The organism is Rudaea sp. 3F27F6, from assembly GCF_005503555.1.
In the GTDB taxonomy this organism is placed as follows: domain Bacteria; phylum Pseudomonadota; class Gammaproteobacteria; order Xanthomonadales; family Rhodanobacteraceae; genus Rudaea.
The window spans coordinates 40,243-52,670 of record NZ_SCNG01000008.1; the positions used below are offsets into that span (position 1 = coordinate 40,243).

Consider the following 12,428-nt stretch of genomic DNA (forward strand, 5'->3'; position numbering starts at 1 on the left):
GGCGGATGAAAACGGCCATGCCGCGTACGCGTCGCGCGCAGCGATGCGCGGCTACGCGCCCGACGGCATTTCCACGTAGACGATGCCGGTCAAATTTCCCTGCGCCGCGAGCAGGGTCTTGAACTCGGAGCCGTCGAGCTTCGCGCTGTAGAGCGAACCGGCAAGATCGGTAATGAACATGCGCCTGTTGCGCAGATCGAGCGACAGCCCGATCGCTTCCATCAGATGAGTGACGAGAATCTCCGGCTGCGCCCTGCTCCCCGCGGCCGCATCCATCGGCGCACGGTTGACCGTATTGCCGCGCGGCGGGTCGCCGCGATCGGTCCAGTACAGCATGCGCTGGGTCAGATCGAGATCGAGGTCGATCGGTTCGGGCAACTGGTCGAACAGCAGTTCGATGTCGGTACGCGAGGACGGCGACTCGCCGTGCGGCATCGCGATGTTTGCGCGGAAGATTCGGCCCTGGCCGGCGTCGTCGTCGCCCTTCTGCGTCCAGTAGAACTGGCCGCGTTCCTGATCGACGGCGATGCCGACGCACCAGTTGCGCGCGTCGAGCCGATCGCGGTCGCCGGAACCCGTCTGCACGAGCGTCTCGATCTCCGTTCCGTCGGGATTGCAACGCATCACGCGCATGCCTTCACGATCCGACCAATAAAGTTTCCGGCTCGCAGATTCGAAGATCAGCTGCTTCGGCGTAAAGGTGCCGCCTGGCGGTACGATGACGGTGATATCGCGGCCGTCGAAATCGGATCGATAGATGGAGCCGTCGTTGGCCTTGGGATTCGCTCCCATGTTTGTCCAGTAGAGATGGCCGTGCAGCGGATCGACAGTCAGGCCGTCGGGCAGCTTGCGCCCTTCTTCGACAATCGTCTTCAGGTCAGAGCCGTCCGGATTCGCCGAAAGAATCCGCCCGCCGCCGAGATCGAGGAAGAACAGGCGCCCCGTCGTGTGCGCCGTTTGCTTGTCGACAAAGTCCCAGGTCATATGCCAGCCTCCTTCGTCGCGATCAGCACAGTCCGTTCTTTTCACGCAGAGCGAGCAGGCCAATCAGCACCTGATTCTCATCGGCGGTCAGTTCGGCCACGGAGCGGCCCTTCGCTTGGGTCAACACTCCGTCGACGACGGTCTGTCTGAGCGTATCGTCGACCTGCGGATCGCCGAGCGCCTTCATGAGGCCGGCAAGCGGTCCCATCAGATGCTCCATGAAATGACGGATGCCACCGGGGCCGCCGCCGAGATGCCATTGCAGGCTCTGGCCCATGCAGCCCCAGCGCAGGCCGGGGCCGTAGCTGACCGCGGCATCGCAGTCTTCGACGCTGAGCACGCCCTGCTGCACGAGGTACAGCATCTCTTTGTACAGCGCGGCCTGCAGACGATTGGCAACGTGACCCGCCAATGCCTTGTGCAGCCGGATCGCTTTCTTGCCGACGGCGTCGTAGAACTGCATCGCCTGTTCGATCGTCTGCTCCGATGTCTTCGCGCCGCCGACGACTTCGACGAGTGGAATGATGTGCGGCGGATTGAATGGATGGCCGATCACGCAACGTTCCGGGTTGGCGCACTCGGCCTGGATCACGTCCATCGTCAAGCCCGACGAACTCGATGCGAGGATCGCCTTCTTCGGCGTGTACGCGTCGATCTGGGCGAAGAATTTGGCCTTGAAGTCGGGGCGCTCGGGGCCGTTCTCCTGCACGAAGTCGGCGTCTTTGAGCCCTGCCTGCAAGTCGGAGGAAAATTTCAGCCGGTCGCGGCTGGCACCGGCCGACAGCCCGATCTGTTCGAGGATCGGCCACTCCTTTTCGACGTATTGGCGCAACGCGTTTTCCGCGTTCGGTGCGGGATCGATCGCAGTGACGTCGAAGCCACGGGCCAGATAGAAAGCCGCCCAGCTCGAACCGATCACTCCCGTACCGACGACGGCGATGCGCTGCACCGATTCAGAAAAAGACATGGTTATTCTCCTCGCTTACTTGTTGCTTGATATTCTTCGCGTGTACGCCATGCCGCGCGGGCATTCGCCCGAACAGGCCGGACACAGCACGACGCGGCTCGTGATGAGCCGCAAACGACCTTCCACATAGGTACGTAAAACGATCGCGCGAACCTTCGGCGTTTCCGCGCGGCGGGCATTCGCGCACAGATACCGTTCAGATGATCGCCCTCGCGCGGGGTCGACTCGCGCGCGGCATGCGTTCGCACGCCGCCAAATCAGCGCTGCTGATGCAGATCCATCACGCGCTCTATTGGCATCATGTTGTTATTGAGATGCGACATGATCCAAAGCGAGCCGCTGACGACGATCGCGACGATAAGAACGCCGAACGCCAGCGCGAGGATATTGTTCGTGTTGTCCGGTCCGGTGTTGAGATGCAGGAAGAAAACCAGATGGATGCCCATCTGCGCGACCGCGAGCACGCCGAGCGCAACCGGAATGCCGGGCTTCCACAGAAACGTGTCGTGGATGATCAGGAACGATGCCGCGGTCAGCAGCAGGGAAACGACAAGGCCGATCAGATAGCCGCGCACGCCGGCGGAAACGCCGCTGTCCTCGGCCAGTTCGTCGCCCGGCGCAAGGTCGCCCTGCCATTCGGTGTTTTTATCCGCGCTCATCCGGCGACTCCCATGAGATAGACGATGGTGAAAATGGCGACCCAGACGATATCGAGCGCGTGCCAGAAAAGGCTGAAACACATGAAGCGCCGGATCAGCATTTCGTTGAAGCCTTTGAACCAGAACTGCGCCATCATCGTGCCGAGCCAGAGCCCGCCGGCGACGATGTGCGCGCCGTGACAGCCGACCAGAGTGAAGAACGCCGAGAGGAAAGCGCTGCGCTGCGGTCCGTTGCCGGCCTCGATCAGTTCGTGGAACTCGCGCACTTCGAGCGCGAAGAACGCAAGCCCGAGCAGGCCGGTGGCGAGCAACCAGAACTGCGTCCAGATGCGGTTGCGCACCGACACGGCGAGCGCGGCCATGCCGCAGGTGAAGCTCGACAGCAGCAGGCAGACCGTCTCCACGGCGACATTGCCGAGATCGAATAGCTCGCGCGCGCCTAGGCCGCCGGCCGTCGCGTTCTTGAGCGCGGCGTACGCGGCGAAGAAGCCCGAGAACATAATGAAGTCGGACAGCAGGAAAACCCAGAAGCCGTAGCCGACAACGATGCGCTTGGGCGCCGGCCCATTGCCGCCGTGATGCGCGGCAAGACGCTGCGGATCGTCCGCGATGGCGACGGCGCTCATGCGCGGGCCTCCGTATCGACGAGGCTCTGGCGTATCGCGCGGCGCTGTTCGTCATAGGCGGCGACTTCGGCCGCAGGCACTTCGTATTCGTCCTCGTCGCGCCAGGCGAACACGACGAAGCCGGCGAACGCACCGACCAGACCGAGAATCGCCAGCCACCAGATATGCCAGATCATGGCGAAGCCGAGCACGACGGCGAAGAACGCGGTGAAGAATCCGGTCGGGCTGTTGTGCGGCAGGTGAATCGGCTCATAGACCGGCTTGTCGGCAAGCCGCCGCGCACGCAGCGCCGCCTGCTTGATACCCCAATAGGCTTCTTCGCCGCGCACGTCGGGCAGCACGCTGAAGTTAAACGAGGGCGGCGGCGAGGTCGTGATCCATTCGAGCGAGCGGCCGTCCCAGGGATCGCCGGTGGTGTCGGCCAGCGCTTCGCGCCGGCGGATGCTGACGGCCAACTGGATGACGAGGCAGACGATGCCGAAGAAGATCAGCACCGTGCCGAACATCGCCACGACGAGCCACGGCTGCCACGCGGGATTGTCGTAGTGCTGCATGCGCCGCGTCATGCCCATAAGCCCGAGGCCGTAGAGCGGCATGAAGGCGATGTAGAAACCAATACACCAGAACCAGAACGAGGCCTTGCCCCAACCTTCGTGCAGCCTGAAACCGAACGCTTTCGGAAACCAGTACATATAGCCCGCAAGCGCGCCGAAGACGACGCCGCCGATGACGACGTTATGGAAATGCGCGATCAGGAACAGGCTGTTGTGCAGAAGGAAATCGTTCGGCGGAATCGCCAGCATCACGCCGGTCATGCCGCCGATCACAAAGGTGATCATAAAGCCGATCGTCCACAGCACCGGCGCGGTGAAGCGCACGCGCCCGCCGTACATGGTGAACATCCAGTTGAACACCTTCACTCCGGTCGGCACTGAGATGATCATGGTCATGATGCCGAAGAACGCATTGACGTCGGCGCCGCCGCCCATAGTGAAGAAGTGGTGCAACCAGACCATAAACGACAGCACGCAGATCACCATGGTCGCCGCGATCATCGAGCGGTAGCCGAACAAGGGCTTGCCCGAGAACGTCGAGATCACCTCGGAGAACACACCGAACGCGGGCAGAATGAGGATATATACCTCGGGATGCCCCCATGCCCAGATCAAGTTGACGTACATCATCGCGTTGCCGCCGGCATCGTTGGTAAAAAAATGAAAGCCGAGGTAACGGTCGAGCAGGAGCATCGCGAACGTCGCGGTGAGAATCGGGAACGCGGCGACGATCAGCAGGTTCGACGCGAGTGCGGTCCAGCAGAAGATCGGCATGCGCGTCAGGGTCATGCCCGGTGCGCGCATCTTGAAGATCGTCGCGACCAGGTTGATGCCGCTCATCAACGTGCCGACGCCCGAGATCTGCAATGCCCACAGGTGGTAGTCGACGCCGACATCGGGCGAGAACTGCAGCTCCGACAGCGGCGGATAAGCCAGCCAGCCGGCGCGCGAATAGACGCCGACGCCGAGCGAAATATTGATCAGCGCCATACCGGCTGCGGTGATCCAGAAACTCACCGAGTTCAAAGTCGGATAGGCCACGTCGCGCGCGCCGATCTGCAGCGGCACGACGTAGTTCATCAGCCCGACCATGAACGGCATGGCAGTGAAGAAGATCATGATCGTGCCGTGTGCCGAAAAGATCTGGTTGAAGTGATCCGGCGCGAGGTAGCCCGCATCGGCGCCACCGACCGCGAGCGCCTGATGAGTACGCATCATGATCGCGTCGGCGAAACCGCGCAGTAACATGACCAGGCCGAGCAGAAAATACATGACGCCCACGCGCTTGTGATCGACGCTGGTGATCCACTCTTTCCAAAGATAGGTCCAGTGGCCCTTCACGGTGATCCACGCGAGCACCGCGCCGATCCCGAGCAAGACGACGAGCACTGTGATCAGCGCGATCGGTTCGTCGGTCGGAATCGCCGCCCAGGTCAGCTTGCCCAGCATCTCGGTCTCCTTGTCTTTCAATGCATATGCGCGGACGCGGCGGTTTCGCCGTTGCCCGCTTGCGCCTTCATGGCCGGCAGCGTGTGCGACTGCATGAGGATGTGCTGGAACAGATTCGACTCCACCGCACCGAAATATCGAGGCTGCTTTTCCACGCCCGGCTGCAACAGCGTCCGATAGGCGGCCGCATCGAGCCTGTCGCCTGCGCCGCGCCGGCCATCGATCCAGGCGGCGTAGTCGGCGTCGGCGAGCGCGCGCAGTTTGAAGCGCATCTCCGGAAAGCCCTCGCCGCTGAACTGCGCGGAGAGACCGTCGAACACGCCCGGCGCATGAGCGAGCAGATTCAATTGCGATTCCATGCCGGCCATCGTGTAGATCTGGCTGCCGAGCTGCGGCACGAAGAAGCTGTTCATCACCGTCGCCGAGGTCAGGTGGAAATGCAGCGGCGTCTGCGCCGGCACGACGAGTTCGTTGACCGTCGCGATGCCCTGGTCGGGATAGATGAACAACCACTTCCAGTCGAGCGACACGACCTGGATTTCGACCGGCGGCTTCTTCGATTCGATCCGCGCCCACGGATCGAGGTCGTGCGAGCCGACCCAGGCGATGCCGCCGAGAAACATGACGACAAGCGCGGGAATCGACCAGACGATGAACTCAATGCGGCCCGAGTAGACCCAATCCGGCATGTACTTCGCGCGCGGATTCGAGGCGCGGAACCACCAGGCGAATGCGAGCGTCAGCACGATCACCGGCACGACAACGAACAGCATGATGACGAACGAGTTGAGCAGGATACTGCGCTCGGCGTCGCCGATCGGACCTTTCGGATCGAGCACGCCGCCGCTGCACGCGGTGAGCAACAGCGGCGCAACGCCGAAAGCGCGGCTGCGCAGCAAAGGATGGCGCGGGCGCTGCGGTGAAGCGGTTGCGTTCGCCGCGGCGGCTGGGCTGCCCGCAGGAGCGACGGCCTGCAAAATGCTCTCAGACACCGAAGACCTCCTTGTCCGCATTTCTGTCGTTGCCGCCAAGACGGTTCACGTTGGCTGGCCACCACTCTCGGAACGTGTGCGCTGCGCCGAATCTGCGCGTGCCGAATCGACCCAATTGAGCAGTACGGCCATGCGATCGGCATCGGTCTTGGTCATGCTCTCCAGCCAAAGGCCGTTGAGCCTCGCGATGAAATGGGATTCCGTGTCGAGGATCAGCCACGAGCGCTGCATATCCCGCACGGATTCGTACTGAAAGACCTGGTAGCGACTCATTCCGGCACCCCATCGCGAAGACGCGTTCCTTGTTCCTGGTCTCGGGAATTCGTGAGGACTCCCAATGCTTATCGCTTGCTACAAAACCGGCCCGGTTTTGACGGACCGCAAGCGAAGTCAATGCAAGACGGCACACCTCGGCAATTCCGGACAAACTGCCCGTGACGTCGAACTCGTCCGACTTTTCTATACGTACGTAAAAATGCCGCCGAACCCTTCAAGCGCGATCCTCGCGACGGAATCGGCGTGTGTCGCCATGCTCGGGCAGGCTCGGCCGTGATCGCTCACGGCGGTCCGTATGCAGATGCCACGCGGCTTATGCGCGGTGGGTCTGATTGATCGAGAAGCTCTCGACGTGCGGTAGGTTCGGCAGTTCGCCGGTGGTGCGCGAAATGAGCTGCGCGCGCGTCATCGAATCGGCCATGACCAGAAAACGGAATTGGTATGCATCGTCCTGGTAGCTCACGGAGAGACTGTCACCGAGCATCGTCAGCCCGTGCTGCTGTAGGAAACTGCGCACGACCTCTTCGTTTGGCCGATGCCCCTGGCGGTAGTGCAGAGACACCTCCAGAGCAATCTGCACCGGAAACAGCCGCTCGATGCGCGGCACGTACACCATGCAGACGATGAAGATCGCCACCACACAGACAGCCGCGAGAAGGTGGCCGAGCCCGACGAGAATGCCAATCGCGGCCGAGGACCAGACCGAAGCGGCGGTCGTGAGCCCGCGGATATTCGTACCGCTCTTGACGATGATGCCCGCGCCTAGAAAGCCGATGCCAGTGAGAATGCTGCCGGTGAAACTCGTCGGCGGCCCGGACACTGCAGTAAGTGCGCAGGAAGCCGTACAGACCAGGCAATAGACTTGCGTGCCCGCGGCGCGGCCGTGGGAATAACGTTCGTATCCGAGCAGCCAACCTAGGCCGAGCGCAACTAGCACGCGCAGCAGGACGTCTATATCCGGAAGAAAAGGAATCGTCATTTCTTCGGTCATTAAACCGTATTCCTCGGCGAAAACACGTGCATGCCGGCCGGAGCAGGACGCACTGCAAGCAGTAGGCACGGAACCGTTAGATAACGAAAACGGAACCGGCATTTGCATCTATGCCAAGGAGTTGCTGCAAATCGCCGCTTTCTGGACCGGACCGAGAATCCGTCGATTCTCAGTCCGGCCCAAGATCTGAACTCACACTTTCATCAGTTCGACTGAGTGAACTGAATGTAAGGCGACGAACCACCCGCAGCAGTGCAGGCGCCCAAGGTCAAGTTGTTTTGTTCGTAAGTTTCGCCAGCTCCGGTCGGACCCGTGCAGGTCGGAGCGCGGGTGGTGCCGTCATTGACCTCCACTTTCACCGTAAGCGACGAACCCTTGTTAAACGAGACCACGGGGGACGTGCTGCCGTTGCCGAACACGTTGAATTCGGATTTATTCCAGGTAGATCCTATATCGAGCGTACTACCTTTCTGGCTGACGGACTTTACGGTCGTGCCATAAGTGAACGTGACCACGTCGTTGCCGCTCGTCGATGCCGAACCCGACAGCTTCGCTTTTGCCAAATCAGATAAAGCGACGGTACTCACGGTTACCGCGGCACTGTTCTTGACGCAGCCGCCGCCGGCAACGGAACGCGTCCAACCGCTCGGGCATCTTTTCGGCAGTGGGAATATCCAATTCTGTATGAATATCGCAGCCGGGCCTGGTGTAACGTTGGGACCTGCCGAAGCGTAGATAAATTGCTGCCACGTCGTGCAATTGGAGATGCTGTAGCCCTTGCACAAAGCCGCCGGGCCGGCGCTATTGTTGGTATTGATCTGCAGCGTATATGCGTCCGTGCTCGCAGATGTTACGCCCGTCACCGTGGGGAAGCTGCCGGTTGTCGACCCGAATGTACCGGAAGTCTTCGCAGCGTAGTCGTAACCGTTGCCGACGGTCTGGAACACTGCGCCGTCTGCGGCACTCACCACGTCGCTTGTCTCCGAGTTCGTACCGGCCGCTACCGTGGCGCTACCTTTTCCAATCTGTGCGGGCGGTATCGACTCATACGTTGGTGGGGGCAGACATTCTTCTTGTTCCCAGACTAGGCTCGGATAATTTGCGTGAAAGCAGCCTTCTTCCATCGGCGGGAATGCTTTGAGGTTTTCATGCCATGCGTGCAGTGCCTCAGACGTTGGACCCACGGCGACACCGTGATAGGCCTCCGCCGCGCCGGCCGGCGTCAGTGCAAACAGACTCATTGAACCGATGGCGCATGCAACGGTGAGCACACAACGTTTCGCGAACTTCGCATTCGACTTCATGCATCTCTCTCCTAGAGTAAGTGCGATAAGACACGCCACTTCCCCGCGCGGCGCGCAGCAACCACGACATCGACAGACCCCGAACACGCACGATCCCGCGTCGAAAAAAAATCGGCGCACGACCGATAACCCAAAATATGTGGGTTATGTACGCTAAACGGCCGACAAAGCCTTCACGGAAATCGGACGGCACGATTTCTTGTTACTTTCGCGAAATAAGCAGGCACCGCATACGGCTACGCGCTGCGCATAGCTTCTCGTCAGCCGGAGATCGAATCTCATGCGGCCGTCAGCTCGAAAACTCAGCCGTGGCGAAAAGCTCGTAAGACGTGACGGGTTCACGCACGTTTCTACGTAATTGATACTTGCTGCAGAGGATGCGGCGAATCGCAACGCGATGCCCTCCCGGATCTGCGTTACGAAAGTATCGCTGTGAAGCGACGCGATAAAGAGGTGCACGAAAGGGATATCGTACGAAACGGACTTCGGATGGGCGGGACCTTCCCCTAGGGTCCCGCCCGATTTCAATGCACGTGAGCGAAAGAGCCGGGCAGCCACGATCAATTGTTACGACGCGCGCGAGGAAAAATCCGGATCGCGAACGCGATCCGGATTGGATTGCAGCAATCCGTTCGAGCGCGCTGCGCGCATCCCGGCTACGCTTAGGCCGGCGTGGCAATCAATGAGCCGCTCCCTCGGGCAGCGCAAACGCAGGATGTAATCACCGCGGTCGGGCGATTGACGTGCGCCGCCCGCGGCGATGAGCACGAAATGGCATCCCATTATTTCGTCGACCTTCAACTGATCAATGAGGTCACTGAACCGGCCTCAGATGATCGGTTCAACCGATTTTTTCAATGGAATCGGTCGATAACTGCCCCTCTCTATCCACGATAACGCACCCTAATCAGCGCTCTCACGACCGTTCGGACGGGCATCTGACAACGCCAGCCAGATCCTGATCACACCAGGGAATTCTCAACCCTACAAACGATAAACAGCGCCCGTTATAGCTCTACGGCCAGTCATCAAGGTTTAGGTTTGTTCCCGCCAATCAGTCGCATCCCGTCGAAGCAATCGTTTGGGCCCAGATAGGCTAGAGCAATGGGAACAAACCGACACTATTGCGCTTTGGAAATGGCATGTTTCTCTTGTCTAGCCAAGTGAGGACAAAGTGCTCGCGAGTACGCGGCCAGCCGAGAGCATAGGCGTTTAAGTGAGTAAAGCAGATGGTCATGTCGTACAACGGCAGACACTGCCCTGTCGGGTTGACCGGTCGAAGATGCACCGGGCGCCCGCAGTCCGGCAAATCACACTTATGAGGGGTCGGATCAATCGGCACCTGGGCCAAAAGTTGGCTGAGGCTGGTATCGAGATGCTCAGCACATACGCCAAATTCCTGCTCTAGCTTTCCCGATTTTTCAGAAGATTTTACAACAACTTCATACTTTGTAAACGCGCCGCAGATTGTTCCATCGTTGCGTTTCGCGCAGCAGGTCGAAATGAAATTGGTTGTCGTCGTCATCCTGTCGTTCCTATTCTTCTTCAACTGGTGGATGAAGATTGAGCGCTTCCGCATGAGTGTCAGCTTCGGTCGCCGTCCCTAGTTGCCTGGGCGAGCTCCGCCAGCACGAGAGCGACTCAGCGCATGCAAATCCCGTTTTTGCAACGCGTGTTAGGCGAGGCTTTGACGAATGCCGCCCACGCCATCTCGGCTTGCGGCGCAAGCCGAAAACCGTGCGCGAACGCCAGCGGCCAAAAGAAATGCGAGTAAGAGCAGCCGCTACCTACCGGAAATTCAGAGCTCTCATCACACGCCGCGAACGTCACGGATAGATCCTTCGCATCGCGGATATTTTCGAATTCGTACAGCTCACTCGTGTAGCGCACATCCAGATCCGAACGCGCATTCGTAATTAGCGTATCGCGCAAAATGAGAAGCTCCTGCTGGCCGAACATCACCACCGTGACACGGCAATCGCGGCGCACCAGCCAGTTAATAATCGCCTTGAGCCAACACAACTCCAGCTCGTTGATTTCCTGGGCCTCGTCAATGATGAAGAACAAATGCCCGCGCGGGGCGGCGTACGCATAGAGCGCTCGTAAAGTCTGGTCACGCTTATGGCAATACGGCTCGAGCGCCCGCCACCCGAAAGGTTTGCCATCGCCCGCCAGTGCCACACATCGGTTTAGTGCCCGCAGAAGCTGCTCATAAGTGACCTTGTACCTCGCCAACGCCTCCTTCATTGGCTCCCAGCCCAGGTACTTCTGAATCAATTCCCTCAAGCGGGTGTAGAGGGCGAGATCGCGGCCAATCGCAGCCGTGCGTTCTCCTGTTCCAGGTCCTTCAATCGCTTGGCTTGATCGACCTTCAAGCCGCCGTATTCCTTGCACCAACGAAAGTAGCTTTGCTCGGTCACGCCGAGCTGGCGAGCAATATCGGCAACGGTGCGTCCCTGCGCCGAGAGCACTTCGGCCTCGCGCAGCTTGTGGATGATCTCTTCGGCGTTAAAGCGTTTCTTGGGCATGGTCCAAATCTCCTCGTTCTCAGTTTAAGAACTTTCGATCTGGACTAGGTGTTCCAAGTCAGGTCAAGGCCGTCAACAAATACCCCACCTCCAGGCCTGTCGAGTCGACGTTCAGGCTCGTGGTGTCCTTTGCGGTGACCGCGTATCCCGCATCGTGAAAGATGCTTTCCCATTCACTCGGGGTCAGCAATTTCTGGTTCGTGAAGTAGTGCAGGAGGTAGTACGGGTTGTAGTAAGCCTTGGCGAGGCCGTGCTGCATGATCCCGGGTGTCGCGATCTGATCGTCGACCTCGATCACCGCGATGGCCGATTTCGGGCAGCTCTTGCGAATGGTCGAGAGAAAACGGACCACCTCTTCCCTGCCGCGCTGACCCATGATTTCGTGCAAGACGAAACCGAGGATGAACAGGTCGGGCTTGTTCTCAGAAGGCCTGGTGACCCACTCCGCCGCGTCCGCACAAATGATCTCCACTCGATCACTCATGTTGCGGGATGCAATGTATTCCCGAGCGACCAAGCAGCTGCTTTCATTGGGCTCGATGCCGATGGTCTTGATCCCGGCGAAGTATTCACAGAACTCGATGAGGTACATGCCGTTACCGCAGCCCATGTCGCAGATGGTCGCGGGGGGAGAACTCATTTTTTGAATCAACTTCTTGGTGAGTGGAAAAGCGTCGTAGTGGCTGATTCCACAACTTCCCACTCCAACACTGACGATCTCTCTTCGAGCCACTCCGGAGCCGGACTTCAATTTGTCTCCGATCTCGAGAAAGGTGCCACCGTAGCCGCCGACGAGCATCGTGTACCAGGCTCGAAACTGCTCCAGATCCTTGCCCCTTTCGCTCAGCTCGAAAAGCTCATCTTCCTGAGCCAAGATGTTCTCGTTGACGAGATACATCAGGAATCCGTAGACCCGCGCCTTGTCGAGCCCGATCTCGTCAGAAATTCCATTAACGCAGGATTTCCTGGAGCGCAATACATCGTAGATTCCACTCGAGAAGAGATGGTGGATGCTGCTTGCCAGGACGAACTGTCGGATGGGCTGGATTCCCTCGACCAGCTTCGATTCGAAATCGCTCGTGATCATATTTTGTGTAC

13 protein-coding genes and 1 pseudogene are annotated in these 12,428 nt (G+C 59.7%); all 14 read right to left on the reverse strand.

Annotated elements, in window-relative coordinates; genetic code table 11:
- Window positions 1-51 precede the first annotated feature (51 nt).
- Window positions 52-984: a 3-hydroxyacyl-CoA dehydrogenase gene (locus tag FFS30_RS22530; RefSeq protein ID WP_137915457.1), complete on the reverse strand. Its 933-nt coding sequence runs from the start codon at window positions 982-984 to the stop codon at window positions 52-54.
- A gap of 22 nt (window positions 985-1,006) precedes the next feature.
- Complete coding sequence (locus FFS30_RS22535; RefSeq protein WP_137915458.1) at window positions 1,007-1,951, reverse strand: 3-hydroxyacyl-CoA dehydrogenase NAD-binding domain-containing protein; 945 nt, start codon at window positions 1,949-1,951, stop codon at window positions 1,007-1,009.
- Between the two features lie 257 nt (window positions 1,952-2,208).
- Complete coding sequence (gene cyoD / locus FFS30_RS22540) at window positions 2,209-2,610, reverse strand: cytochrome o ubiquinol oxidase subunit IV (protein WP_137915459.1); 402 nt, start codon at window positions 2,608-2,610, stop codon at window positions 2,209-2,211.
- A complete protein-coding gene (locus FFS30_RS22545) occupies window positions 2,607-3,236 on the reverse strand; it encodes a cytochrome c oxidase subunit 3 (protein ID WP_137915460.1) in 630 nt (209 codons plus the stop codon). The genes cyoD and FFS30_RS22545 overlap by 4 nt, the downstream gene beginning before the upstream one ends.
- Window positions 3,233-5,239, reverse strand: coding sequence for a cytochrome o ubiquinol oxidase subunit I (gene cyoB, locus FFS30_RS22550; protein WP_137915461.1), 2,007 nt, complete (start codon window positions 5,237-5,239; stop codon window positions 3,233-3,235). Before cyoB ends, FFS30_RS22545 begins: the two co-directional genes overlap by 4 nt.
- A gap of 17 nt (window positions 5,240-5,256) precedes the next feature.
- Complete coding sequence (cyoA, locus tag FFS30_RS22555; RefSeq protein ID WP_212742559.1) at window positions 5,257-6,231, reverse strand: ubiquinol oxidase subunit II; 975 nt, start codon at window positions 6,229-6,231, stop codon at window positions 5,257-5,259.
- 45 nt (window positions 6,232-6,276) lie between these two features.
- Window positions 6,277-6,504, reverse strand: a complete 228-nt coding sequence (locus FFS30_RS22560; protein ID WP_137915462.1) for a hypothetical protein — start codon at window positions 6,502-6,504, stop codon at window positions 6,277-6,279.
- Between the two features lie 316 nt (window positions 6,505-6,820).
- Window positions 6,821-7,606, reverse strand: coding sequence for an MgtC/SapB family protein (locus FFS30_RS22565; RefSeq protein ID WP_137915463.1), 786 nt, complete (start codon window positions 7,604-7,606; stop codon window positions 6,821-6,823).
- Window positions 7,607-7,701: 95 nt separating this feature from the next.
- Entirely contained in the window at window positions 7,702-8,802 is a 1,101-nt protein-coding gene (locus FFS30_RS22570) for a hypothetical protein (protein ID WP_137915464.1), read from the reverse strand.
- Between the two features lie 567 nt (window positions 8,803-9,369).
- Window positions 9,370-9,603 carry a hypothetical protein gene (locus FFS30_RS22575; RefSeq protein ID WP_137915465.1) on the reverse strand — a complete coding sequence of 78 codons (234 nt, stop codon included), beginning with the start codon at window positions 9,601-9,603 and terminating at the stop codon, window positions 9,370-9,372.
- A gap of 295 nt (window positions 9,604-9,898) precedes the next feature.
- The gene (locus FFS30_RS22580; RefSeq protein WP_137915466.1) at window positions 9,899-10,327 is read right to left on the reverse strand and encodes a hypothetical protein; all 429 of its coding nucleotides are present in this window, start codon (window positions 10,325-10,327) and stop codon (window positions 9,899-9,901) included.
- 116 nt (window positions 10,328-10,443) lie between these two features.
- A complete protein-coding gene (locus tag FFS30_RS22585) occupies window positions 10,444-11,049 on the reverse strand; it encodes a hypothetical protein (protein ID WP_137915467.1) in 606 nt (201 codons plus the stop codon).
- 53 nt (window positions 11,050-11,102) lie between these two features.
- A pseudogene (locus FFS30_RS22590) lies at window positions 11,103-11,330 on the reverse strand (transposase); the annotation flags it as partial.
- Between the two features lie 58 nt (window positions 11,331-11,388).
- Window positions 11,389-12,417: a 2-ketoarginine methyltransferase gene (locus tag FFS30_RS22595; RefSeq protein WP_137915469.1), complete on the reverse strand. Its 1,029-nt coding sequence runs from the start codon at window positions 12,415-12,417 to the stop codon at window positions 11,389-11,391.
- Between the last annotated feature and the right edge of the window lie 11 nt (window positions 12,418-12,428).